General features: G+C 62.7%; 24 protein-coding genes and 3 tRNA genes. 4 read left to right on the forward strand and 23 right to left on the reverse strand.

What is annotated here, in order from left to right:
• Positions 1 to 128: 128 nt before the first annotated feature.
• The 5 genes from G3N95_RS30765 to uvrC form a co-directional block, all read right to left on the reverse strand.
• A tRNA-Cys gene (locus tag G3N95_RS30765) sits at positions 129 to 202 on the reverse strand.
• A 145-nt stretch (positions 203 to 347) separates the two neighbouring features.
• A tRNA-Gly gene (locus G3N95_RS30770) sits at positions 348 to 423 on the reverse strand.
• 69 nt (positions 424 to 492) lie between these two features.
• Positions 493 to 568 (reverse strand) — tRNA-Gly (locus tag G3N95_RS30775).
• Positions 569 to 714: 146 nt separating this feature from the next.
• The gene (pgsA, locus tag G3N95_RS30780; RefSeq protein WP_012400260.1) at positions 715 to 1,305 is read right to left on the reverse strand and encodes a CDP-diacylglycerol--glycerol-3-phosphate 3-phosphatidyltransferase; all 591 of its coding nucleotides are present in this window, start codon (positions 1,303 to 1,305) and stop codon (positions 715 to 717) included.
• A 132-nt stretch (positions 1,306 to 1,437) separates the two neighbouring features.
• Positions 1,438 to 3,621: an excinuclease ABC subunit UvrC gene (uvrC, locus tag G3N95_RS30785; protein ID WP_205973870.1), complete on the reverse strand. Its 2,184-nt coding sequence runs from the start codon at positions 3,619 to 3,621 to the stop codon at positions 1,438 to 1,440.
• A 109-nt stretch (positions 3,622 to 3,730) separates the two neighbouring features.
• Between uvrC and earP the strand changes: the two genes are divergently transcribed.
• From earP to G3N95_RS30805, 4 genes are all read left to right on the forward strand, one after another.
• On the forward strand, positions 3,731 to 4,912 hold the full coding sequence (gene earP / locus G3N95_RS30790) for an elongation factor P maturation arginine rhamnosyltransferase EarP (RefSeq protein WP_205973871.1): 1,182 nt from the start codon (positions 3,731 to 3,733) through the stop codon (positions 4,910 to 4,912).
• A gap of 331 nt (positions 4,913 to 5,243) precedes the next feature.
• Positions 5,244 to 5,801 carry an elongation factor P gene (gene efp / locus G3N95_RS30795; protein ID WP_012400257.1) on the forward strand — a complete coding sequence of 186 codons (558 nt, stop codon included), beginning with the start codon at positions 5,244 to 5,246 and terminating at the stop codon, positions 5,799 to 5,801.
• Between the two features lie 308 nt (positions 5,802 to 6,109).
• Complete coding sequence (locus G3N95_RS30800; protein ID WP_012400256.1) at positions 6,110 to 6,316, forward strand: CsbD family protein; 207 nt, start codon at positions 6,110 to 6,112, stop codon at positions 6,314 to 6,316.
• A gap of 136 nt (positions 6,317 to 6,452) precedes the next feature.
• Positions 6,453 to 7,835, forward strand: a complete 1,383-nt coding sequence (locus G3N95_RS30805; protein ID WP_205973872.1) for a sigma-54 dependent transcriptional regulator — start codon at positions 6,453 to 6,455, stop codon at positions 7,833 to 7,835.
• Positions 7,836 to 7,919: 84 nt separating this feature from the next.
• Here the strand turns inward: G3N95_RS30805 and nagZ are convergent, their stop codons facing one another.
• From nagZ to fabD, 18 genes are all read right to left on the reverse strand, one after another.
• Complete coding sequence (gene nagZ / locus G3N95_RS30810) at positions 7,920 to 8,951, reverse strand: beta-N-acetylhexosaminidase (RefSeq protein WP_205973873.1); 1,032 nt, start codon at positions 8,949 to 8,951, stop codon at positions 7,920 to 7,922.
• Between the two features lie 66 nt (positions 8,952 to 9,017).
• Complete coding sequence (acpS, locus tag G3N95_RS30815) at positions 9,018 to 9,425, reverse strand: holo-ACP synthase (protein ID WP_205973874.1); 408 nt, start codon at positions 9,423 to 9,425, stop codon at positions 9,018 to 9,020.
• A 23-nt stretch (positions 9,426 to 9,448) separates the two neighbouring features.
• Positions 9,449 to 10,213 (reverse strand): pyridoxine 5'-phosphate synthase, encoded by a 765-nt coding sequence (gene pdxJ / locus G3N95_RS30820; protein ID WP_205973875.1) that lies wholly within the window; start codon positions 10,211 to 10,213, stop codon positions 9,449 to 9,451.
• The gene (gene recO, locus G3N95_RS30825) at positions 10,210 to 11,226 is read right to left on the reverse strand and encodes a DNA repair protein RecO (protein ID WP_205973876.1); all 1,017 of its coding nucleotides are present in this window, start codon (positions 11,224 to 11,226) and stop codon (positions 10,210 to 10,212) included. The genes pdxJ and recO overlap by 4 nt, the downstream gene beginning before the upstream one ends.
• The gene (gene era / locus G3N95_RS30830; protein ID WP_205973877.1) at positions 11,213 to 12,112 is read right to left on the reverse strand and encodes a GTPase Era; all 900 of its coding nucleotides are present in this window, start codon (positions 12,110 to 12,112) and stop codon (positions 11,213 to 11,215) included. The genes recO and era overlap by 14 nt, the downstream gene beginning before the upstream one ends.
• 64 nt (positions 12,113 to 12,176) lie before the next feature.
• The gene (gene rnc / locus G3N95_RS30835; protein ID WP_205973899.1) at positions 12,177 to 13,451 is read right to left on the reverse strand and encodes a ribonuclease III; all 1,275 of its coding nucleotides are present in this window, start codon (positions 13,449 to 13,451) and stop codon (positions 12,177 to 12,179) included.
• A gap of 174 nt (positions 13,452 to 13,625) precedes the next feature.
• Positions 13,626 to 14,519: a signal peptidase I gene (lepB, locus tag G3N95_RS30840; protein ID WP_205973878.1), complete on the reverse strand. Its 894-nt coding sequence runs from the start codon at positions 14,517 to 14,519 to the stop codon at positions 13,626 to 13,628.
• Between the two features lie 19 nt (positions 14,520 to 14,538).
• Positions 14,539 to 16,332 (reverse strand): translation elongation factor 4, encoded by a 1,794-nt coding sequence (gene lepA / locus G3N95_RS30845; RefSeq protein WP_205973879.1) that lies wholly within the window; start codon positions 16,330 to 16,332, stop codon positions 14,539 to 14,541.
• A 165-nt stretch (positions 16,333 to 16,497) separates the two neighbouring features.
• Positions 16,498 to 16,776, reverse strand: coding sequence for a glutaredoxin family protein (locus G3N95_RS30850; RefSeq protein WP_205973880.1), 279 nt, complete (start codon positions 16,774 to 16,776; stop codon positions 16,498 to 16,500).
• Positions 16,773 to 18,290, reverse strand: a complete 1,518-nt coding sequence (locus G3N95_RS30855; protein WP_205973881.1) for a DegQ family serine endoprotease — start codon at positions 18,288 to 18,290, stop codon at positions 16,773 to 16,775. Before G3N95_RS30855 ends, G3N95_RS30850 begins: the two co-directional genes overlap by 4 nt.
• A gap of 19 nt (positions 18,291 to 18,309) precedes the next feature.
• Positions 18,310 to 19,350, reverse strand: coding sequence for a MucB/RseB C-terminal domain-containing protein (locus tag G3N95_RS30860; RefSeq protein ID WP_205973882.1), 1,041 nt, complete (start codon positions 19,348 to 19,350; stop codon positions 18,310 to 18,312).
• 4 nt (positions 19,351 to 19,354) lie between these two features.
• Entirely contained in the window at positions 19,355 to 19,996 is a 642-nt protein-coding gene (locus G3N95_RS30865; RefSeq protein WP_205973883.1) for a sigma-E factor negative regulatory protein, read from the reverse strand.
• Positions 19,997 to 20,092: 96 nt separating this feature from the next.
• A complete protein-coding gene (gene rpoE, locus G3N95_RS30870; RefSeq protein WP_012400242.1) occupies positions 20,093 to 20,692 on the reverse strand; it encodes an RNA polymerase sigma factor RpoE in 600 nt (199 codons plus the stop codon).
• Positions 20,693 to 20,823: 131 nt separating this feature from the next.
• The gene (locus tag G3N95_RS30875; RefSeq protein WP_346778425.1) at positions 20,824 to 21,309 is read right to left on the reverse strand and encodes a protein YgfX; all 486 of its coding nucleotides are present in this window, start codon (positions 21,307 to 21,309) and stop codon (positions 20,824 to 20,826) included.
• 4 nt (positions 21,310 to 21,313) lie between these two features.
• Complete coding sequence (gene fabF, locus G3N95_RS30880) at positions 21,314 to 22,552, reverse strand: beta-ketoacyl-ACP synthase II (RefSeq protein WP_041763284.1); 1,239 nt, start codon at positions 22,550 to 22,552, stop codon at positions 21,314 to 21,316.
• 352 nt (positions 22,553 to 22,904) lie between these two features.
• Complete coding sequence (acpP, locus tag G3N95_RS30885) at positions 22,905 to 23,144, reverse strand: acyl carrier protein (protein ID WP_004197638.1); 240 nt, start codon at positions 23,142 to 23,144, stop codon at positions 22,905 to 22,907.
• A 148-nt stretch (positions 23,145 to 23,292) separates the two neighbouring features.
• Positions 23,293 to 24,042, reverse strand: coding sequence for a 3-oxoacyl-ACP reductase FabG (gene fabG / locus G3N95_RS30890; RefSeq protein WP_205973885.1), 750 nt, complete (start codon positions 24,040 to 24,042; stop codon positions 23,293 to 23,295).
• Between the two features lie 67 nt (positions 24,043 to 24,109).
• On the reverse strand, positions 24,110 to 25,042 hold the full coding sequence (fabD, locus tag G3N95_RS30895; RefSeq protein WP_205973886.1) for an ACP S-malonyltransferase: 933 nt from the start codon (positions 25,040 to 25,042) through the stop codon (positions 24,110 to 24,112).
• Positions 25,043 to 25,129 lie beyond the last annotated feature (87 nt).

Consider the following 25,129-nt stretch of genomic DNA (forward strand, 5'->3'; position numbering starts at 1 on the left):
TGACGATCGGACGATGGACAGACTGCGAGATACCCTTTTCATACAGCCGACTGCACGCAGTGCGCTACACGCAAAATCACGCGCTGAAAAAAGAAAAGCCCCGAAATCTCGGGGCTTTTCTTTGCTTCTGGAGGCGCGAACCGGAGTCGAACCGGTCTAAACGGCTTTGCAGGCCGCTGCATAACCGCTTTGCTATCGCGCCACAAGCGGACTGCGGAACCGTACTCAGTTGCGTCTGCAACGGCTCGCAGATTTTTTCTTCATCAAGCCCGACACTAGGGCCGATCATGCTCAACACTTCTTACGAAGCATCAAACAAAAAGGGAAGCTTGGCTTCCCCCTGTGTTTGGAGCGGGAGACGAGTCTCGAACTCGCGACCTCAACCTTGGCAAGGTTGCGCTCTACCAACTGAGCTACTCCCGCGTAAATCTGCAACTTACTGCTACTGCAACGCCCTGCTGACTGCTTGCCGCAAAACGCTGCTTTCAAATCTGGAGCGGGAGACGAGTCTCGAACTCGCGACCTCAACCTTGGCAAGGTTGCGCTCTACCAACTGAGCTACTCCCGCATTTTGCTGCTGTTTTCTCTAGTGTTTCGCGCTGTTTGTTAGCGCGTGCACCGGAGAAACGAGATTATGTAGAAGGCGCGGAATCGTGTCAACTCTTTTTGTACGAGAGATTGAAAATTCTGGTGGCGTCTCTCGTCGCGCTTCAATTACGCCATTCCGCCGCGCTCGCGGATCTGCGGCCACGCGAGCTTCATGTAGTAAAGCATCGACCAGATCGTGAGGAACGCAGCGAGATAGATGAGCCACAAACCCCACACGCGGGTGTCGATCGAAAACGCGCCGAACGACAGCGGACCATAGAACAACAGCATCGGAATCGCCGTCATCTGGCAGGCCGTCTTGAACTTGCCGAGCGAGTTCACGGCGACGCTCTTCGATGCGCCGATCTGCGCCATCCATTCGCGCAGCGCCGAAATCGCGATCTCCCGGCCGACGATCACCAGCGCGATCGCCGAATCCAGACGCGACAGTTGCACCAGCACGAGCAGCGCGGCCGTCACCATCAGCTTGTCGGCGACGGGGTCGAGGAACGCGCCGAACGCCGACGTCTGATTCCATTTGCGCGCGAGAAAGCCATCGAACCAGTCGGTCAGCGCAGCGAGGATGAAGATCGTCGCCGCGGCCAGATTACGGTGCATCGGACTCAGCATCATGTCCGGCAGATAGAACACGCCCACCACGAGCGGAATCAACACTATCCGCAGCCACGTCAGGAAGATCGGAAAATTAAACGGCATGGGGCTGGCGTTACGTTCTGAGATAAGAGATGCAATTGTGCCGGTTCACCCGGCGCGCCACAAGCAACGCCCCGGCGCGGGCGCACGGGCGGCCTCGGTCTCGCGCCGGGCGTGATGCGGCCCGGGCCGATGTCAATGCAGCTGACGGTAAATCTGTTCCGCGAGCGCGCGCGAGATGCCTTCGACACTCGCGAGATCGTCGATGCTCGCCGCCACCACGCCGCGCAAGCCGCCGAAGCGCGCAAGCAGCCGCTGACGCCGCTTCGCGCCGACGCCTTCCAGTTCCTCGAGCCGCGACGTCTGCCGGGTTTTGCCGCGCTTGGCGCGCATCCCCGTGATTGCGAAGCGGTGTGCTTCATCGCGGATCTGCGCGACGAGCATCAGCGCCGCACTTTCCTTCCCGAGTTCGAGCGACGGCCGGCCGTCCGCGAACACGAGCGTTTCCAGACCGACCTTGCGGCCCTCGCCCTTCGCGACACCGACGAGCATACCGAGATCCAGCCCGAGTTCATTGAACACCTGGCGCGCGATCTCGACCTGCCCTTTGCCGCCGTCGATCAACACGATGTTCGGCAGTTGCCCACCCGCGGCGGCAGGTTCCGCCCCTTCGGACGCCGCAGTGGGATCGGCGGCCGCTTCGGGCTGCAATTCGGCCGCTTCGTCGTTCGCGTTCGCCGCGGCCTGAGCGACCATCTTCTCGTAGCGGCGCGTGAGCACCTGGCGCATCGCCGCGTAGTCGTCGCCGGGCGTGATGCCCGTGATGTTGTAGCGCCGGTATTCCGACGACTGCATCTTGTGATGATGAAACACGACGCACGACGCCTGCGTCGCCTCGCCCATCGTATGGCTGATATCGAAGCATTCGATGCGCAGATGCGCGAGGTCTTCGCATTCCATCGATAGCGTGTCGGCAAGCGAGCGCGTGCGCGACTGCTGCGAACCTTGTTCGGACAGCAGCCGCGCGAGCGCGATTTTCGCGTTCTGCTCGGCCATCGCAAGCCACGCACGCTTCTGCCCTTGCGGCTGCCGCAGCAGCGTGACCTTGTGCCCGGCCTGCTCGATCAGCAGATCGACGAGTTCGCGGCTCGCGGGCGCATGGCTGACCACGAGCACGGGCGGCACGCGATTGCCCAGGTAATGCTGCGCGATGAACGCTTCGAGCACTTCGGATTCAATGCCGTGTGAGCGACGCGGCTTCTTGCCTGCGTCCTCAGCGAGTTCTTCGGCCTCGCTTTCATCCGAAACGGTTTCGTCGACGCTCAGCGCTTCATCGGACTCTTCGCCCAGTTCCGCCTCGACATCGATCACCGATGCAGACTCTGCCAGAACCGGCTCATCGCCGTCGTCGAGACCGCCCTCGTCCGCTGTCAATGCGCTCTCGACATGCGTCGGAAAATAAGCCTTGTCGCCGAGATGCCGGCCACCGCGCACCATCGCGAGATTCACGCACACGCGTCCGCCGAGCGCGACGACAGCGAGGATATCGACATCGCTGTCGCCACCGACTTCGATCGCCTGCTGATGCAGCACCGTCGACAACGAACTCATCTGATTGCGCACCGCTGCCGCCTGCTCGAACTTCAGTTCGCTGGCGAATGCGTGCATCTTCTGCTCGAGCTCTTTCATCACTTCCGACTGACGTCCGAGCAGGAAGCGCGAAGCATTGGAAACGTCGCGCGCGTAGTCCTCTTCGGTGACGGCGCCCACGCAGGGCGCCGTGCATCGTCCGATCTGATGCAACAGACACGGGCGCGTCCGGTTGTTGAACACCGAGTCTTCGCAGGTGCGCAACTGGAACACGCGCTGCAGGATCTGAATGCTCTCACGCACGGCCCACGCGCTTGGGAACGGTCCGAAGTACTGATTCTTCTTGTCGACCGAACCTCGGTAATAGGCCATGCGCGGAAACTGATGGCCCGTCAGCTTGAGATACGGATATGACTTGTCGTCGCGAAACAGGATGTTGTAACGCGGCGCCAAAGCCTTGATCAGATTGTTCTCAAGCAACAGCGCTTCCGCTTCCGAACGCGTGACCGTCGTCTCAATCTTCGCGATACGCGTGACCATCATCGCGATACGCGGCGACAGCAGCGTCTTCGTGAAGTAGCTCGACACGCGCTTCTTCAGATCGCGCGCCTTGCCCACGTACAGCACGGCACCCTGTGCGTCGTAGTATCGATAGACGCCGGGCATGTGCGGCAACTGGCGCAGCACTTTTTTCGGGTCGAAGTCTTCGACGACGGCTGCGCTCACATCAGTCTTCGCGGCTTGATTCGCGGCGGGATCGGCAGCGTGGGAGGAATCGGATCGGGTCATGCAGAATCGGCTTGGACGCCGCGTACTGACGGCGCGTCATGTGGGTGATGTGCTTTAGAATCGCCAGTTTAGAACATTCCGCCCGCGCCCGAACCCAGGCGCCGCCATCATGTCCTCCGCTCCCACTCAAGCGCCCCCGCCGTCGACGATCGCGTGCGACATTTTCTGTGCGGTGATCGACAACTTCGGCGACATCGGCGTCTGCTGGCGGCTCGCGCGGCAACTCGCGGGCGAGCACGGCTGGCAGGTGCGCCTGCTGGTCGACGACCTGCACGCTTTCCACAAGCTCAACGCTTCCATCGATGTGAAACGTGCGCGACAGACGGCCGGCGGTATCGTCGTCGAGCACTGGCACGAGCCCGCGCATGCCGGCGATACGCTGCAGGTGGCCGATGTCGTGATCGAGGCGTTCGCGTGCGAGCTGCCGCACGCGTACATCGAGGCGATGGCGCGGCGCGAGCGCGCGCCCGTCTGGTTCAATCTGGAATATCTGAGCGGCGAAGACTGGGTCGCGGATTTCCATTTGCGACCGTCGCCGCATCCGCGTCACGCGCTGATGAAGACGTTCTTCTTCCCCGGACTCGGCAAAGGCACGGGCGGCGTGCTGAAAGAGCGCGATCTGGACGCGCGCCGCGCGACGTTCGAAGCGTCATCCGATGCGCGCGCCGCCTGGTGGCAAGCAAGAGCGGGCAGCACACCACCCTCGAAAGACGCCACCGTCGTCTCGCTGTTCGCGTACGAAAACCCCGCCGTCGACAGCCTGCTCGAGCAATGGCGCGACGCGAAAAGCGAAATCGTGCTGCTCGTGCCGGAGGGCCGCGTGTCGGGCGCGGTCGCGCGCTTTTTCGGCCTGCCGTCGTTCGCGGGCGGCGCGCAGGCAGTGCGCGGCAGCCTGCGCGCTCATGCGCTTTCATTCACCGACCAACCCGGCTACGATGAACTGCTGTGGGCGAGCGACATCAACTTCGTGCGCGGCGAGGATTCGTTCGTGCGCGCGCAATGGGCCGCGCGGCCCTTCGTCTGGCACATCTATCCGCAGGCCGACGACGCCCATCTGCCGAAGCTCGACGCCGCCCTCGCACACTACGCGCACGGCCTTTCCGCCGATGCTCGCGCGGCCCTCGGCCGCTTCTGGCACGCATGGAACGGCAACGGCACACCCGACTGGGAAGATCTGTGGCGCCACCGCACGCGCCTCGACGCACGTGCAGCCGCCTGGGCACAGGAGCTGGCGTCGATTGGCGATCTCACGGGAAATCTCGCCGAATTCGCAAAAAGTCAGTTAAAATAAGCGGTTATCCAACGGCCGACGACGCAAGCGCGGCACGACGGCGCGGCCGGCGGCGGATTTTGAGTCCGCCTCCACGGTCATGTCAGTCAGTGTCACACGCGTACGCGCCCGCTTCGGGTAAAAGAAGCAGACGGACGAAGCACGGAATGGCGCATCAGCAAGAGCGGGCGCCGCTCCCGCAGGCACCGGCCCCGCTCACCGCGCAACCCAGTTTGATCGACCTCCCGTGTGTCTCAACGAAGGTCTCGAACGCGCGCCGGGCGCCGAACCCGCTTACGCCGTATGCCGTTGAGCACAAGTTGAAGCACCTTATTTCGTACAGGACAGTTTTATGAAGATCGCTCAAGAACTCCGCACCGGCAACGTGGTGATGATCGGCAACGACGCGATGGTCGTGCAGAAGGCCGAATACAACAAGTCGGGCCGTAACGCCGCCGTCGTCAAGATGAAGTTCAAGAACCTGCTGACGGGCGCGGGCATGGAAACCGTCTACAAGGCGGACGACAAATTCGACGTCGTCGTGCTGGACCGCAAGGAAGTGACGTACTCGTACTTCGCCGACCCGATGTACGTGTTCATGGACGCCGACTACAACCAGTACGAAGTCGAAGCCGAAATGATGGGCGACGCGCTGAACTACCTCGAAGACGGCATGGCTTGCGAAGTCGTGTTCTACAACGAGAAGGCGATCTCCGTCGAACTGCCGACCACGCTGGTCCGCGAAATCATCTACACGGAACCGGCTGTCAAGGGCGACACGTCGTCGGGCAAGGTCCTGAAGACGGCCAAGCTGAACACGGGTTTCGAACTGCAAGTGCCGCTGTTCTGCAATATCGGCGACAAGATCGAAATCGACACGCGTACCAACGAATATCGCAGCCGCGCATAATTTGAATCGCGCCGCTGTGCATTCGTCTTAAGCCCTGAGTCAAATCAGGGTTTTTGAATTAAAAAGCGCCCTTCGGGGCGCTTTTTCTTTTTTTCGCGACCGTGTATGGTGGTGGAAAACTTTACCGGCCTGCCATGCAATTTTGCCAGGCTGGACCCTGATGAGACACTTTTTAGTCTGGTTTTAGCCCGCGCTCACGCTGCTTTTTCAAGATAGCCCGGTTTGGCACGTCTCCTGCTTATCGAGTATTTCAGGCCGAAGAGGCTTTCTTCATTCGGAATTCATACGGAAAACACGGGAGGTGTGCCATGAACAACGATATCGCTGAAGGCAAATGGAAACAGATGATCGGCAAGGCGAAAACCGCGTGGGGTGAACTCACGGACGACGAATTGACCAAGGCGGAAGGTCGCGCCGACAAGCTGGCGGGCCTGATCCAGGAGCGCTATGGCAAAACGCGCGACGAAGCGGAACTCGAAGTGCGCCGTTTTTTCGACCGCAACCGGGATTTTTGATCCCGGCTTGTGATCCCGCCATGTCCGACCGGGAGCATTGGCCGCCAGCCCACTCATCAAGCGTCCGCGCATGCGGCGCCGCCCCCGGCGGGCCGCGCGCGTCGGACATCCGTCCATCTGAACAGTTGCGCTCGTTATGCCACATGCCCTGATTGTCGAAGACGATCCCAATAGCCTGTCAGGCCTGTCCGCGATTCTGGCCGCCGACGGTTTTTCCGTCGACACCGCGATCACGCTCTCCGAAGCGCGCGCAGCCCTGACACGCTTTATCCCCGACGTCGTGCTGGTCGACCTGAATCTGCCCGACGGCAGCGGGCTCGACCTGCTTCAGCATCTGCCCGCGCAACCACCCGGCGGTGCGCTGCCCGTGATCGTGATGACGGGCAACGCGACCGTCGAGAGCGCGATCGAAGGCTTGCGACACGGGATCTGGGACTACCTGCTCAAACCCGTCAACATTCCGCGCCTGCGCAGCCTGCTGGCGCGCATACCGCGTCCGTACGAACTGACGGAGGAAGTGCAGACGCTGCGCGCCAGGCTGCGCCGCATGGGCCGCTTCGGGCCGATGATCGGCCGCAGCGGCGCGATCCAGCATATCTACGATTCGATCGAGCACATCGCGCCGACGGAAGCCGCCGTGCTGATTTCCGGCGAGGCCGGAACCGGCAAGGAAGTCGCCGCGCGCACGCTGCACGAAATGAGCCGCCGCCGCAAAGGACCGTTCGTCGTGCTCGACTGCCGCTCGGCGCAGGCCGTCTCGGGCGGCCGCCCGCTCGACAGTCTGCTGTTCGGCCACGAGCGCGGCGCGTTCGGTGGCGCGGAACAGCGCGAGCCCGGCCTGTTCGAGCAGGCGAGCGGCGGCACGATCTTCATCGACGAAATCACGTTGTTGCCGCGTCCGCAGCAGGAAGCGCTGCTGAGTGCGCTCGACTCGCAGACGTTCATGCGCGTCGGCGGCACGAACCAGGTCGCGACCGACTTCCGGCTGATCGCGTCGACGCGCAAGGCGCCGCGCGCGGCCGTCGCGGATGGCACGCTGCATCAGGATCTGGGTCTGCGGCTCGAAGCGGCCGCGCTGTCCCTGCCGCCGCTGCGCGAGCGCGGCGACGACCCGGCCCTGTTTGCGCAGGCGCTCGTCGACGAACTGAACGACGAAGCGAACGCGCGCGGCGTCGCGGACGCGACGAAGCTGGTCGGGCCGAACTTCGTCCGCGAATGCCTCGCCTATGAATGGCCGGGCAACGTGCGCGAGTTGCAGGACCGCGTGCGGCGCGCGTATCACGCTTCCGGAGACGTGCTGGAGACGTTGCGCGCCGACGAAAGCAACGGCGCGGGTGGCCGCGATCTGAACGGCGGCCGCGTGCAGGTGACGGTCGGCACGCCGCTCGCCGATGTCGAAGAAATGCTGATTCGTGCGACGCTCGATGCGGTGGGCGGCACACGTCATCGCGCGGCTTCGCTGCTCGGCATCAGTCCGAAGACGCTGTACAACAAGCTGCAGCGGATGCGGCTGAACTGAGCGGCGGCTTGTCTCCCAAGCCAAAAACAAAAGGACGGGCTCTTCGAGGCCCGTCCTTTTTTTATTGCGACCGCTCCGCGAAGATCAGGCAGCGAAGGTCTCGCGCAGCAGCGCCTGCGCCTGGCGGTATTGTGGCTCGTCCATCAACGCGGTCCATGACAACGCATCGCCGCGCGGACGCATACGCGCGAGGCGTTGCTTCGACTCGTCCGATTGCGTGAAGCGCAGCGCGTCGAGCACCTTCCCTGCCTCGTCGGGCTGATTGCAGATCAGCACCATGTCGACGCCCGCTTCGAGCGCGGCCGTGGCCGCTTCCGTCAACGTGCCGCCCTGGCGCGCCGCTTCCATCGACAGATCGTCGCTGAAGATCGCGCCCTTGAAACCCAGCTTCCCGCGCAGAATGTCCTGAATCCACACGCGCGAAAAACCGGCCGGCTTGCTATCGATCTTCGGATAGATCACGTGTCCCGGCAGCACCGATGCGAGCGACATGCCGAGCCAGTCGTAAGGGGCGACGTCTTCGCTGAGAATCTCGTCGAGCGAGCGTTCGTCGACGGGCACGGCGACGTGCGAGTCCGCCGTCGCGAACCCGTGACCCGGGAAGTGCTTGCCGCAGTTCGCCATGCCCGCGAGCGCGAGGCCGTGATTGAGACTCTTCGCGAGCATCGTGACGACGCGCGGATCGCGATGGAACGCGCGATCGCCGATCACCTGCGAGTGACCGTAGTTCAGATCGAGCACGGGCGTGAAGCTCATGTCGATGCCGCACGCGCGCAATTCGGATGCGAGCACGTAGCCGACAGCCGTCGTCACCTTGGTCGCACGCAGCACGTCCTCGTCCCACAGCGCGCCGAGCTTGCCCATCGACGGCAGCACGGTGAAACCATCGGTGCGAAAGCGCTGCACGCGCCCGCCTTCGTGATCGACGGCGATCAGCAGGTCGTTGCGGATCGCGCGGATCGCATCCGTCAGCGCGACCAGTTGCGCGCGGCTTTCGAAGTGACGTGCAAACAGGATCACACCGCCCGTCATCGGGTGCGCGAGGCGGCGCTCGTCATCGGCGTTCAGGGTCTTGCCGACGACGTCGAGCATCACCGGGCCAGGAGTCAGTTTCATCGGATTCGTGAAAGAAGGGAAAGAGCGCGGCGACGCTTGTGCGAGCGAGTGGCCGTGCGAGAAAAATCAGGCAGAAGGATCGGGGGTTTCGGCAATTACGAATGACACCGCGTAATCGCGTTCGTCGGACAAAGTCACACGCGAGGTGATGCCGCGCTCGGCGAGCCAGTCGGCGAGTTCGCCCGACGCCACGCACATCGGGCGGCCGCTCGGCTCGTTCAGCGTCTGCAAGGCGCGCCAGGTCATCGGCCAGCGCATGCCGAGTCCGATCGCTTTCGAGAACGCCTCCTTGACGGAGAAGCGGGTCGCGAGAAACGCGAGGCCACGCGCCTGGGAGCGCGCATGGCGCGCGTGATAGATGCGCAACTCGTCGGGGCCGAGCACCTTCTCAGCGAAGCGCCCGTTGGTACGCTGCATCACCGCCGCGACGCGGCTGACCTGAACGATGTCGGTGCCGATGCCGTAGATCGCCATACGCGTGCCGTCTCTCCGCGTCGTTATGCGCGCGCCGCGAGACGTGCGGCGACCATGATCGCCTTCATCTCGCGCACGGCGTTGTCCCAGCCCGCGAAGATCGCATGCGCGACGATCGCGTGGCCGATGTTCAGTTCGACGATGCCTTCGATCGCTGCGATCTGCTGGACGTTCGTGTAATGCAGGCCGTGACCCGCGTTCACCTTCAGGCCCAGTGACGCGCCGAACTCGACGCCGCGCACGATGCGCTCATACTCGCGCTGCTGCTCGCTTGCGTCGTGCGCTTCCGCGTAGGCGCCCGTGTGCAGTTCGATCACGGGAGCGCCGGCTTCGTGGGCGGCGCGAATCTGAGCCTCGTCGGCATCGATGAAGAGCGACACGCGTGAGCCCGCGTCCGCCAGTTGCTTGCACGCTGCCCGCACCGCCTCGAAGTGCCCGACGACATCGAGGCCGCCTTCCGTCGTCAGCTCCTGGCGCTTTTCCGGCACGAGACACACGTCATGCGGCTGTACTTCGCACGCGATGTCGAGCATCTCTTGCGTCACCGCGCACTCGAGGTTCATGCGTGTCTTCAGTTGCGGACGCAACGCGCGCACGTCGGCGTCGACGATGTGGCGACGGTCTTCGCGCAAATGCAGCGTGATCGCATCGGCGCCCGCTTCTTCCGCCTGGAGCGCAGCGCGGATCGGATCGGGATAGGACGTGCCGCGCGCGTTGCGCAGCGTGGCGACGTGATCGATGTTCACGCCGAGGTCGATCACATTCGGGGAAGTCAGAAAGAAGCTCATAAGTTCTGCAGGTCGATCAGAATCTGGCGCGTTGCGAGCGGCGTGCCGCCCAGATAGGTGTTGAGCAAAAAGCGCATCAGCGTCTTGCTTTGCGCGACGGTCTGCGCTCGATGGTAATCGTCCTGCTCCATGTCGAGCAAGGTCTGTCCACTGATCACGGGCCAGTTCGACGGATACTCGTCGGACGCTTCGCGCACGCCGCGCTCGGGATCGAACACGTAGCGACCCTCGGGCACCACGGCCTTGCGCGCCACCGTTCGATTGAGCGACATCGCGTAACCCGTTTCGCGCAGCAGCACGCGTTCGAAAGAGCGCAGCACCTGCACGGGAGGTTCGTCGTGTGCAAGGCGCGTCAGCGTGACGACGTAATGATGGAACAGTTGCGGATGCGGATCTTCGCGCGCGAGAAACTTCACGAGCAGTTCGTTCACGTAGAAGCCGCACAGCAACGCGTCGCCCGTGAGCGGCAGCATCCCGCCGACCCACTCGGCGCCCGTCAGCGTACGCATTTCCGATTTGCCGGACCAGTTGAGCGACAGCGGCTGAAACGTTTGCAGAACGCCACGCAGCGCGGAGTGCGGGCGCTTCGCGCCCTTCGCGACGAGCGCGATCCGGCCGTGATCGCGCGACAGCACGTCGATGATCAGACTCGTTTCACGGTAGGGATAGCTATGCAGCACGAAGGCCGGCTGCTCGCCGATGCGGAATTCGGAGGCAGGCGCGCGCGGCACGCGAGAAGGCGAACGGCGCGCCGATGTTTTGCGCGGTGTTGCTTCGGCGGGATCGCCGTCGTCGGAAAACTCGTCGCTGCTCTTACGCGACGTGCTGCGTTTCGCCGTACGCGCGGGGCGCACCGGCCTGACGGGTGTCGGCGGTGCAAAGGGTTCGTCCTGAGGCGCGCGCGCGGCGCCGTCGGGATCGACGTCAGGATCGGACGATTCGCCCGGCAGCGTCATCCATGCGTCGGAGCGGGTGCCCGTGGCGTCGTCATTCGTAACGTCACTCGTAACCATAGGCACGGAGTCCGGCTTCGTTGTCGGCCCAGCCACTCTTCACCTTGATGAACGTCTCGAGATACACCGGACCGTCGAACAGCTTCTCCATGTCGAGGCGCGCTTCCGTGCTGATCTGCTTCAGCTTCGCGCCCTTCTGGCCGATGATCATCGCCTTGTGCATGTCGCGCTCGACCAGAATCGTCGCGAAGATGCGGCGCAAGCGCCCTTCCGTCTCGAACTTGTCGATCAGCACGGTGCTGGTGTACGGCAGTTCGTCGCCCGTCCAGCGGAATACCTTTTCGCGCAGGATTTCGGCGGCAAGGAAACGCTCGCTGCGATCGGTCAGATCGTCTTCGCCGTAGATCGGATCCCCTTCGGGCAGATACGGCTTGACCGTTGCGAGCAGGCGCTTGATGTCGTCAGGATTCTTGGCCGACAGCGGCACGATTTCCTTGAACTCGCGCAGCGCGCTCATCTGCTGCATGAACGGGAACAGCGAGTCCTTGTCGCTCACGCGATCGAGCTTGTTCGCGATCAGCAGCGTCGGCGCCGACGCGGGGATCAGGTCGAGCACCTTCTGGTCGTCGGGACCGAAACGGCCGGCCTCGATCACGAACAACACGGCATCGACGGAGGTCAGCGTCGACGTGACCGCGCGGTTCAGCGAGCGGTTCAGCGCACCGCTGTGACGCGTCTGGAAACCGGGCGTATCGACGAAGATGTACTGCGCGTCGTCGAGCGTGTTGATGCCCGTGATGCGGTGGCGCGTTGTCTGCGCCTTGCGCGACGTGATGCTGACTTTCTGCCCGACGAGCGCGTTCATCAGCGTCGACTTGCCGACATTCGGACGGCCGACGATCGCGACCATGCCGCAGCGAAAACCAGTGGGAGTGGAAGCGTTCATATTCGTACTACGGCAGGTTCGTGTGGACGCGCGTCATGGAGAGCGCGTTCACGTGATATTGCGTTCAATGACCGGCATCGGCCACGCGGGTATGCACCGCGCCGGCGACGCCGGGTTCGAGATCGCCCGTGCTTGCGCCGGGCGTGGCCTCGCGAGCGCGGGACGCGGATTTGTCTGCGCTGCGGGCGTTGGTGTCGGGCTTTTCGGCGGGTTTTTCCGCAGCCTTTTCTGGTGCGCGTGAGTGCGCGTCGGGTTTGTCCGAGCCTTGACGCTCGGTTTGACGCTCGACCAGCTTCGCCACCGCTTCCGGTTTGTCCCCGCTCTTTTCGGGCGCGGGTTTCTCGGCTGCCGGCCGGTCCGTGACTCGCACGGGCCGCTCGCCCTTCTCGCCGCGATCGGGTTTGTCGCCGCCCGCAGCGTCCTGGCTATATTCGACATGCGCCGCGCGGATGACGGCAAGCGGTGCGCCAGCAGCCGCCTGTCCCGCCGACGGCACCTCCGGCCCCGCTGGTCTCGCCTCCGCCCGCGACGCGCGCTCGGCCCTGCGGCTGTCGGGTGCCCGCAGATCCAGCGCAGCCTGCACGCCCGTCACGCCCGGCACGATTTCGGCCTCCTGCCGGGTCGCGCGCGCGCCCTTCGAGCGCTTCGGCTTGGCCACCACGGCAGGCGCCGCCGCCATCACCTCGTCGAGCGCCTTTTTCGCCGCAGCCTGCTCGGCCGCACGACGGCTCGCGCCTGAACCGGACACTTTCACGTCCAGTTTGGGCACCGTGCACTCGACTTCGAACTGTTGATTGTGCGCCGCACCATGCGTGGCGACGACCGTGTAGGTCGGAAGCGGAATCTTGTGGCCTTGCAGGTATTCCTGCAGCAGCGTTTTGGCGTCTTTGCCGAGCGTGCGCGGATCGATGTGATCGAGAATCGGCACGTAGAGGCGCTTGATGACCGTCTGCGCGGCATCAAAGCCGCCATCGAGGAAGATCGCACCCAGAATGGCTTCCAGCGTGTCGGCGAGGATCGACGGACGGCGGAAGCCGCCACTGCGCAACTCGCCTTCGCCAAGCCGCAGCCCCTCCGAAATATTCAGGGCCTGAGCAATTTCATACAGTGACTGCTGTTTGACCAGATTGGCGCGAACGCGGGACAGATCACCCTCGTCCAGCTTCCCGAAACGTTGGAACAAAAGCGCGGCCACCGCGCAGTTCAGAACGGAATCGCCGAGAAATTCCAGCCGCTCGTTATGCGTGGCACTGTGACTGCGGTGAGTTAAAGCCTGGCGCAACAATTCCGCATTGCGAAATTCGTAGCGCAAACGGCTTTCCAACGGAGATAGGGGCATGTGCAGAGTATAACGCGGGCGCATCACGGGGCGGAAACCCGGCCCCGGCGCCGAAAAAGCGTGTTGTAGCGACGTTACCGCGCGTTCTTAAAGTAGCGTGATAACACGTCGCGTCCAACGCGCGACGTGTTGCGCGGGTTCAGCGCGCATCGTTGGTCGATGCGCGAAAAGCAATCACTGGAAGCCGCCGATGCGCTTCAGGTTGCTGAAGTTCATCCAGATGAAGAACGCGCGACCGACGATGTTCTTGTCGGGTGCAAAGCCCCAGTAGCGGCTGTCCGCACTGTTGTCGCGATTGTCGCCCATCATGAAGTAGTTGCCCGGCGGCACCTTGCACGTCACGCCATGCGCGTCGTACTTGCAGTTGTCGCGATACGGATAGTCTTCCGCACCGACGATGAACGGCGGTACGGCGGGATTATTCAGAATGCGGTTCTTGCGGCCGTCGATGTCTTCTTCAAACTGCTTGGCGTAGCCGATACGCTCTTCGTCGAAGTAATCGGGCAGCGGCGCTTCGGGTACCGGCTTGCCGTTGATGGTGAGCTGCTTGTCTTCGTACGAGACGATGTCGCCCGGCAGACCGATCACGCGCTTGATGTAGTCGACCGATTCATCCTTCGGATAGCGGAACACGACCACGTCGCCACGCTGCAGCGGACGGCCTTCCGTGATCTTCGTATTCGTGATGGGCAAACGGATGCCGTAGTCGTACTTGTTGACGAGGATGAAGTCGCCGACCAGCAGCGTCGGCACCATCGAACCGGACGGAATCTTGAAGGGCTCGACGACGAACGAACGCACGACGAACACGACGAGAATCACCGGAAAAAAGCTGGCCGTGTATTCGAGCCACCACGGCTGGCGCAGCTTCTCCTCACGCAGACGCGCGCGAGTCGCGGGCGCGTTTTCGTCCGCGAAGCGCTCCCCGATGCGTGCCTGCTGATTGTCGAACTCGGCGACGGCTGCGTCCGCCGCCCGGCGCCGTTTCGGCAGGAAAACCAGTTTGTCCGCGACCCATGCCACGCCCGTGAGAATCACGAGCACAAAAAGAATCAGCGCAAAATTCATAGGGTTCCAGTTCTTAGTCTTATTTGTCTTCGACGCGCAGAATCGCGAGGAAAGCCTCTTGCGGAATCTCGACGGAGCCGACCTGCTTCATCCGCTTCTTACCTTCCTTCTGTTTCTCCAGCAGCTTCTTCTTACGCGAGATGTCGCCGCCATAACACTTGGCAAGAACGTTCTTACGCAGAGCCTTGATGTTTTCACGCGCGATGATATGCGCGCCGATGGTGGCCTGGATCGCGACGTCGTACATCTGGCGCGGGATGATTTCACGCATCTTCGATGCCACTTCGCGGCCGCGATACTGGCTCTGCGAACGGTGCACGATGACGGACAGCGCATCGACCTTGTCGCCGTTGATCAGCATGTCGACCTTCACCACGTCCGATGCGCGATATTCCTTGAACTCGTAGTCCATCGACGCGTAGCCGCGCGACACCGACTTCAGACGGTCGAAGAAGTCGAGCACGATTTCGCCCATCGGGATTTCGTACGTCAACTGCACCTGGCGACCGTGATACTGCATGTTGATCTGCGTGCCGCGCTTTTGCGTACACAGCGTAATCACCGAGCCGACATAGTCTTGCGGCATGTACAGGTTCACGGTGACGATCGGCTCGCGCACCTCTTCGATCCTCGACGGGTCCGGCATCTTCGCCGGGTTCTCGACCATGATCGTCGTGCCGTCGCGCTGAACGACTTCGTAGACCACGGTCGGCGCAGTGGTGATCAGGTCCATGTCGAACTCGCGTTCGAGACGTTCCTGGACGATCTCCATGTGCAACAGACCAAGGAAGCCGCAACGGAAGCCGAAGCCGAGTGCCTGAGACACTTCCGGCTCGTACATCAGCGATGCATCGTTGAGCTTGAGTTTTTCCAGCGATTCGCGGAGCGCGTCGTACTGGTTCGCTTCGACGGGATAGAGACCGGCGAACACCTGCGGTTTCACTTCCTTGAAACCCGGCAGCGGTTCCGGGGCGGCGTTCTTCACGGTCGTGACGGTATCGCCAACCTTCGCAGCCGTCAGTTCCTTGATGCCCGCGATGATGAAGCCCACCTGCCCGGCCGACAGCGACTCGAGATTCTTCGACTTCGGCGTGAACACGCCGACGTGTTCGACGGGATACTCGGCGCCCGTCGCCATCATGCGGATACGGTCCTTCGGACGCAGCGTGCCGTTGACGATACGCACCAGCATCACGACGCCGACGTAGTTGTCGAACCACGAGTCGATGATCAGCGCCTGCAACGGCTGGTCCGCGCTGCCTTTCGGCGGCGGCACCCTGGCGATCAGCGATTCGAGCACGTCTTCGACGCCCAAACCCGTCTTGGCGCTACAAGGCGTGGCGTCGGTCGCGTCGATGCCGATCACGTCCTCGATTTCGGCGATCGCGTTTTCCGGATTGGCGGCCGGCAAGTCGATCTTGTTGAGCACGGGCACCACTTCGACGCCCAGCTCGATTGCCGTGTAGCAGTTTGCGACCGTCTGCGCCTCGACGCCCTGACTCGCGTCGACGACCAGCAGCGCGCCTTCACATGCGGACAGCGAGCGGCTGACTTCGTACGAGAAGTCGACGTGCCCCGGCGTGTCGATCATGTTCAGGTTGTACAGCTTGCCATCGCGCGCGCGATACGACAGTGCGGCCGTTTGAGCCTTGATGGTGATGCCGCGCTCGCGCTCGAGATCCATCGAGTCGAGAACCTGTGCTTCCATCTCGCGGTCCGACAGACCGCCGCAAATCTGGATGATGCGATCGGCGAGCGTCGACTTGCCGTGGTCGATGTGCGCAATGATCGAAAAGTTACGAATATGATCCATTCAGTGCCGATCAAGCGAAAAAGGCGCGCTCGGACGATTGCGGAGCACGCCTTGTAAGTAAGTGAAAAACTTATCTATTTTAGCCGAAAAGGGGGGCGGCGGGCATGACTTCCGGGTAGCGGGAGCCATTCGTGCTATCCGGACGCCTGTTCGCGGCCTGCCGGTTCATCGCGGCGGCGTTGCCGACCGGGCCGTCAACGCAGCGCGCACACGGGTTTCGTCGAGATGGTAATGACACAGCTCGACACCCTCGTGAACCAGCACGGGAACCCAGTCGTTGTAACGTGCTTCGAGCGAAGGATCGGCATCGATGTCGATCACTTCGAGCTGCGCGCCGAACTCCGCCAGCAAAGGCTCCAGCGCCGCACGCATGTCATCGCAGAGATGGCACCACGCACGTCCGTAGAGCGTCAGCGATGCCACCGGGCCGACCGCACCCGTCACTTCGACGCACGCGGACGGACAGGCACGAACTGCGTGTTTTCCCCGCGACGGACCAGCAGCGCGACCATCTTCGACGCGTCGAGATGTGACGTGACTTCTTCGAACTGCTTCGCGCTCGTGATATCCGTGTCGCCGACACGCAGGATGATGTCCCCACGCTGCAGTCCGACACGTGCCGCCGGACCGTCGACGGCATCGACCTGTACGCCGTTATGCAGCTTGAGCGACTTCATCTGGTCCGCAGGGATGTCGCTGACGGCCACGCCCAATGCGTTCGATGCACGCGGCTTCGGCGTCGGCGCCTTCTTCTGGTCGGCCTTCGCGGTCTTCTCAGGCTGCATTTCGGCGACGGTCACCGGCACCTCGCGCGTCTGGCCCTTGCGCCACAGCGTGATCGTCGACTTCGTACCCGGCTTCGTTTCGCCGACCATGCGCGGCAAATCCGTCGCCGTCTCCACGTTGTGACCGTTGAACTTGAGAATGATGTCGCCCGGTTGGACACCAGCCTTGTCGGCCGGACCGCCCGGCTCGACGCTGCTGACGAGCGCGCCCTGCGCCTTCGGCAAACCGAGCGAATCGGCCACGTCTTTCGTCACCTCGCCGATCGCGACGGCGATCCGGCCGCGCACGACCTTGCCCGACGTCTTCAGTTGATCGGCGACGCGCATCGCTTCGTCGATCGGAATCGCGAACGAGATGCCCATGAAGCCGCCCGTCCGGCTGTAGATCTGCGAGTTGATGCCAATCACTTCGCCCTGCATGTTGATCAGCGGGCCGCCCGAATTGCCGGGATTCACGGCCACGTCCGTCTGGATGAACGGCAGATAGTCACCCGTGTCGCGCCCCTTCGCGCTCACGATGCCCGCCGTCACGGTGTTTTCGAGCCCAAACGGCGAGCCGATTGCGACAACCCACTCGCCGACGCGCACCTTGTTCGAATCGCCGATCGGCACCGTCGGCAGGTTCGCTGCGTTGATCTTGACGACGGCGACGTCCGTGCGCTCGTCGACGCCGATCAGCTTGGCCTTGAATTCGCGCTTGTCGGTGAGCGTGACGTAGATCGTGTCCGCGTCGTCGATCACGTGCGCGTTGGTCATCACGTAACCGTCCGGCGACAGGATAAAGCCCGAGCCGACGCCGCTGTTCTGCTCGGTATCGGGGCCGTTATCGGGCGATTGATCCTGGTCGTTGTTGCCGTTGTTACCGTTGTTGCCGCCGCGCGGCGAATTCGGCGTACCCGGCGACTGCGGCGAATTAGGCATCGGAATGCCGAAGAAACGCCGGAAAAACTCCGACATGTCGCCATCGTCCATGCCGGGTGGAAGCCCACGCGTGCTGTTGGAGACGCGCGCCGTGGTGCGGATGTTGACGACGGCCGGCCCGACCTTGTCGACCAGATCGGTGAAATCGGGCAGATTGGCAGCGGGTGCCGCCGACGCCGTGTGGGGCGCGAGCGGCAGGCAAGCCACCAGTACTGCGGCCGCGAAGAATTTGCGCACCGAGAGAATCGTCATGTCGTAGCGAACCGAAGGATTACCTGGAAGGCTTGTATTCTATGGCAGCCGCAAATTGCTGCAACGTGGTCTGAGGCACTTCCCCGAGCAAGGTGATCCAGAAATCCCCACGCCGCTTGACCAGCACGTGCGTTGCGCCGCTGTTTCCCGCTCCTTCCTTACGGGTGCTTTTTTCGACCGGCTCGACGAAGATCGAGATTGCCGCGAGGCCGTCGGAAAAGACCATCTGGTCCACCGGGATAGGCGGATTGGACGGGTCATGCGCCGCCATCGGCCGACGCAACTCTCGAATCTTGCGGAAACCCGCAACGGGCGACGTGAGCTGCCAGCCCTGCGCTTCCATGTCGACGGGCTCGACGGGCGGACGCACCACGGTCCAGCCTGACGTGTTCTTGATACCGGACGCGATGGGCGTCTTGTCGGCAGGCACGCCGATGCGGATTTGCGAGAACGACATCTGCTCGAGCACCTGGCCGCTCGGATCAAGCGTCTGCGCACGCAGCAGCAAACCCGTTTTCGTGTCGGCCCACAGCTTGTACGCAAACCGGTTCGCGTCCTTCGGATCGAGTTCGATCACTTCGCTGTCGACGCCCGCGACACGGTCAGTGCCCAGCATCTTCGGCTCGTAGACGGTCAGCACCTGCTCGCCGGTCGCGGATAGCAGCGCCGGGAACGAGTCTTTGTTCTGCCGCTTCTCGACGACGCACAGATGCCGCTCCGGCACGAACGTATAGAGCTCGTCGTTATGGCGCAGCATCTTGCGCGGCTTGCCGTCGAGGCTTTCCAGCGACTCGAACTCGCCGTCGTTGTGCGTCGCGTAGTGGGAAATGCGCGAGGACTGCACGAAGTTGCCGCGCTGGTAGACGAACGCGCCTTCGTAGTTCTGCTGCTGCGCGGCCTGATGGATGCGGTTCAGCAGTTCCGCCGCGCGGTGCCGGGCGGCAGAGTCGTCGGTTTGCGCGAAGGTGCGCGACGTAACGGACAGCATCACGGCTACGCAGAACAGGAATGCCGGCAGCCGCCCCCAGATAGTCGTTTTTTTCAACCGCAGACTCTGCATCAGACTAGTGGCCCTGCGTGGTCAGAGAAGCTGCGCGGAGCAACGGCATCGAGCCCGATACGACAGGCTGCAGGCCGAACTGTTGATGCGCTTCCAGATATTGATCAAGGCTCGCGTCGCGGATGATGTTGCCGTCCGACACATCCGCCTGGGCTGTAGTCGCGGCAGGCATCGAAGCCATTGCCACGCGCTGCACCGAATCCGGGTGCGGCGCGACCGACGCGACCTGCGTCATGCCTGCGCCAGTATTCACACCCGACAGTTGCGGCATCACGATCCACGTCAGCGTGGCGGCGGCCGCTGCCACGGCGAACGCCGGGATCACGCGGCGGCGCAGCAATAGCAGACGGCGTGTGGCCGGCATGGCGGCAGGCGCGAGCACATGCGCCTCGCTTTCGAAGCGGGCTGAAAAACCCGCCAGAAAGGCACTGCTCGTGGCCGGGCTGACCGCCAGATCGTCGGAACGCAGCGCGTCGCCGATCAGGTGATAGCACGACCATGCCGCGCGATCTTGATGATTCAGCGCGGCCAGAATTGTGTTCGGATGCTCGCCGTCGAACAGTTCACCGTCGACGAAAGCAGACAGAAGCTCGGCGTGCGAGCTTGCTTGCGCGTTTTTTTGCATTGGCATCGAAACCGACCCCATGATGCTCCCCATCTTTCAGACACCCCGTAGTGACACCACTTGACCCAGATACTGCGCCGCTGTCCGCGAGGCGGGCTGGCCGCTGTTCAACAGCCGTTACCAGCGCTTGCCCTCGGGTGTGTCAAGCAGCGGACGCAATTTTGCCGCAATGGCCTCGCGAGCGCGGAAAATTCTTGATCTGACGGTGCCGATCGGGCAACCCATCATTTCAGCGATTTCCTCGTAGCTCAGACCTTCAATTTCACGAAGAGTTATGGCGGTGCGCAGCTCTTCCGGTAAAACCGCCATCGCAGCATTGACCGTCTCAGCGATCTGTTTGCTCATCAACATCGACTCGGGCGTGTTGATATCCCTTAGTTGGTCGGCATCCGAGAAAGTTTCCGCTTCTTCAGCATCTGCTTCCGTCGAAGTGGGCGCGCGCCGACCCTGGGTCGCAAGGTAATTCTTGGCCGTATTGACGGCAATCCGGTACAACCACGTATAAAACGCGGACTCGCCGCGGAATTGGGGCAACGCCCGGTATGCCTTGATGAAGGCATCCTGGGCCACGTCCTCGACCTCGGCAGGATCCCGCACGAGGCGCGAGATCAGCCGGATGATCTTGCGGTGGTACTTTGAGACCAGAAGCTCGAACGCAGCCTTGTCGCCATTCTGGACGCGTTCAACCAGCACCTGATCTATTTCTTTTTCGCTCACCTGATAAATCCGTTAACTTTTGCGCGTGTAGCGGGGCACCATTGTAGCGTCCCCTTCAACTCGGCACGTTACGCCCGTAACAGCCGTTACAGTCTTTACAGTCAAGGCGCGCAGCCACGCCGCGGGTGCAGTCAGACGTGCGCTGCGCGTCTCGCGAGCACGGCGAGTTCGCGAAAAACATGGCGGTCGAGCATGTCGGCCGCGAGCAGCAGCCGATGCAATCTGCCCCCTTCTTCCTCGAGCCAGAGCATCAGCAGGCTGTCGCTCCACTGGCTGCATCCAACCATACGGCCCTGAGCGCGCAATATTCCCGCCCGGCTCCAGATCGACAATCCTTCCGGCCCGATTTTAAGGGCGCCCGGCTGACTGCGCCCATGACGGACGGCTGCCAGCAAGAGAATCGCGAAAACGGCCGCCCCGGCCAACGCCGCGTGACCGACGCCAAAGCGTGCCCCGATGGTTGTACATACCGCGGCCACGGCAACGACGACGAAAAGTGCAGTCACCAGATGCAACGCGGCGGACCGCCGCAGCGCAATGCGTTGCGAGGGTCCGCCGTTCAAAGCGGCAGCGGAAGCCTGAGCCGACTCAGCCGGCCACGACGATGCCGCCGTCAAGCGTTCAGGCGCGCTTGAAAACCAGCGTGCCGTTCGTGCCGCCGAACCCGAACGAGTTCTTCAGCGCGACGTCGATCTTCATCTCCCGCGCCGTGTTCGCGCAGTAGTCGAGATCGCACTCCGGATCCTGGTTAAAGATATTGATGGTCGGCGGCGACACCTGGTGATGCACGGCCAGCACCGTGAACACCGACTCCAGACCGCCCGCGCCACCCAGCAGGTGACCCGTCATCGACTTCGTCGAGTTCACGACGATCTTCTTCGAGTGATCGCCGAATGCGCGCTTGATACCCGTCGTTTCGGCGAGGTCGCCGAGCGGTGTCGAGGTGCCGTGCGCGTTCAGGTAGTTCACCGAATCGGGGTTCACGCCCGCGTTCTTCATCGCCGCGATCATGCAGCGGCGTGCGCCGTCGCCGTCTTCCAGCGGGGCCGTCATGTGATACGCGTCGCCGCTCATGCCGTAGCCGCCGACTTCCGCGTAAATCTTCGCGCCGCGCGCCTTCGCGTGTTCGTACTCTTCGAGCACCATCACGCCAGCGCCCTCGCCGAGGACGAAACCGTCGCGGTCCTTATCCCACGGACGGCTCGCCGTCGCCGGATCGTCGTTACGCTGCGACAGCGCGCGCGCCGCCGCAAAGCCGCCGATACCGAGCGGCGAAACAGTCGATTCCGCGCCACCCGCGATCATCACGTCGGCATCGCCGTATTCGATCAGACGCGATGCCTCGCCGATGCAATGCAGACCCGTCGTACATGCCGTCACCATCGACAGATTCGGGCCCTTCAGGCCGAACTTGATCGACAGATGCCCGGAGATCATGTTGATGATCGACGCCGGCACGAAGAACGGCGAAATGCGACGCGGGCCGCGATTCAGCAGTTCCGTCTGCGTGACTTCGATCATCGGCAGACCGCCGATGCCCGAACCGACGACGACGCCGACGCGTTCCGAGTTTGCATCGGTGATTTCGAGGCCGCTGTCCTGCATCGCCTGGATGCCGGCAGCCACGCCGTAATGGATGAACGTATCCATGTGGCGCGCTTCCTTGCCGGCGATGTAGTCTTCAATGTTGAAGCCCTTCACCTCACCGGCAAAACGCGTGGAGAAGTTCGACGCGTCGAACTTCGTGATGTTGGCGATGCCGGACTTGCCGGCGACCAGATTGGCCCAGCCGTCGGCAACATTATTGCCAACAGGCGAAATAAGCCCCAGGCCTGTAACAACAACACGACGACGGCTCACGGTAACCCCTTTTCCATAGATGACAAAACAAAAGCCACAGAAGCGCACAGGAAAGCGCCCTGTGTGCCCTGTGGCTGTTTAACCTGACGATCGCGCTGACCAGGGCGCTGACGAATACGCTGACCGGTGCACCGGCGACAACGCCGGAACATGCACCAGTAAGCGCAATGGCGAAAGAGCCGACGTTTGCTTCATCGGCCAGTGCGCCTTGAACGACGCCGTCAGGCTCGCGCGCATGCGCATCGGCATTGACGCCTGCCCTGCTTGCGCCCTCCGGCGCATCAAGGCTGCCGGCACGACGGACACTGCGAACTTCACAGCAGCCGAAGCAGCCAGCCAGGCGCGAATGACCTTAGGCCTTGACGTTAGCGCGAGCGTAGTCGATCGCTTGCTGAACCGTCGTGATCTTCTCGGCTTCTTCATCCGGAATTTCCATGCCGAATTCGTCTTCGAGAGCCATCACCAGCTCGACCGTGTCGAGCGAGTCAGCGCCGAGGTCGTTCACGAACGATGCTTCGTTCTTGATTTCCGCTTCAGCAACACCGAGTTGCTCTGCAACGATCTTCTTGACGCGCTGTTCGATATTGTCCATTACCCCTCCAAGGGAAAAAAGTTCATAAATACAGGTGCGCGCATTTTATCAGGTTTGCATCTGTAAAAAAGCGGCGCACTGGGTTGCTGTAAAGCCGTTCTGTCCGCGCTTTGAATGGCGTCAAGGCGCGGATAGTAACCGAATTTGATTACGACATATACATGCCGCCGTTCACATGCAACGTCGTGCCGGTGATATAACCGGCCTGCGGCGATGCGAGGAACGTGACAGCATGGGCGATATCTTCCGGGCTGCCGAGCCGGCCGAGCGGAATCTGCGCCTTCAGCGCGGTTTGCTGCTCTTCGGGCAAGGTCTTCGTCATGTCGGTATCGATGAAACCCGGCGCGACGCAATTCACCGTGATGTTGCGGCTGCCGATCTCGCGTGCGAGCGCACGCGTCATGCCCGCTACGCCCGCCTTCGCGGCTGCATAGTTGATCTGACCGGGATTACCCGCCGAGCCGACCACCGACGTGATGTTGATGATGCGGCCGCCGCGCGCTTTCATCATCGGGCGCAGCACCGCGCGCGACAGGCGAAACACGGACCGGAGGTTCGTGTCGATCACGTTGTCCCAGTCTTCGTCCTTCATGCGCATCGCGAGCTGGTCCTGCGTAATGCCCGCGTTGTTCACCAGCACGTTGAGCGCGCCGAATTCCTTCACCGTGCCGTCGATCAGCGCTTCAGCAGCAGCAGCATCGTTGACGTTGAGCACCGCGCCGCGGCCGTTCAGGCCCTCGGCCTTGAACGCGTCCGAGATCGCGTTCGCGCCGCTTTCGCTCGTTGCCGTGCCGATCACCGTCGCGCCTTGACGCGCGAGTTCGATGGCGATTGCGCGACCGATGCCACGCGAGGCACCCGTCACGATCGCGATCTGTTTATCGAGAGTCTTTTCCATCGTTCAGTTCCGCATTCCCCTGCATGCGCAGGGCTGTTTGATTCGTTGCTGCCGTACAAATAGACGTTCAGGCCGTGACGACTTTCAGCACTTCGTCGAGCGTGGCGGGATCGACGATTGCCGCGCCGACCAGATTGCCGTCGATACGCTTGGTCAGGCCCGCCAGCACCTTGCCGGGACCGCATTCGATCACATGGCTGACGCCCTGCTTCCCGATCGACTGCACGCATTCGACCCAGCGCACGGCGCCCGCCGCCTGACGTACCAGCGCATCCTTGATGCCCGCCGGCTCGTTGACGATAGCCACGTCGACGTTGTTCACGACGGGGATGGACGGCACCTGCACGTCGACGCTCGCCAGATACTCGCGCAGTTGATCCGACGCGGGCTTGAGCAGCGACGAATGGAACGGCGCCGACACGGGCAGCGGCAACGCGCGCTTGGCGCCCTTTGCCTTCGCGACTTCACACGCCTTTTCGACGGCAGCCTTGTGACCGGCGATCACGACCTGTGCGGGCGCGTTGAAGTTGACGGCTTCGACGACGCCTGCCGCCGACGCTTCCTTGCACACTTCACGCACGGTGTCGTCGTCGAGGCCGAGAATCGCGGCCATGCCGCCCTGACCGACGGGCACCGCGTTCTGCATGGCTTGCGCGCGAAAACGCACGAGCGGCACCGCGTCGCGGAACTTCAGCGCACCAGCAGCGACCAGCGCCGTGTATTCGCCGAGGCTGTGGCCGGCCACGATTGTAGGCGCAGGACCGCCTGCTGCCTGCCACGCGCGAAAGATCGCGTAAGCAGCCGTCAGCATCACGGGTTGGGTGTTGGTGGTCAGATTCAGGTCTTCAGCCGGGCCTTCGGCGATCAGTTTGCCGATGTCCTGGTTGAGCGCGTCGGACGCTTCCTGGAGGGTTTCGCGCACGATCGCGTTGTCGGCGAACGCATTGAGCATGCCGACCGCCTGCGAGCCCTGCCCCGGAAAAACGAACGCAAATTTCATATCGTCCCCAATTCGATGAGTTCAAATGTGCGTGACGCGCACGCATGGCGTGCGCTGCCGCTTGAAGCGGCGCTTGCGCGCCGCTGC

Origin of the sequence: Paraburkholderia sp. Tr-20389 (genome assembly GCF_017104565.1) — a bacterium.
Classification (GTDB): Bacteria; Pseudomonadota; Gammaproteobacteria; order Burkholderiales; family Burkholderiaceae; genus Paraburkholderia.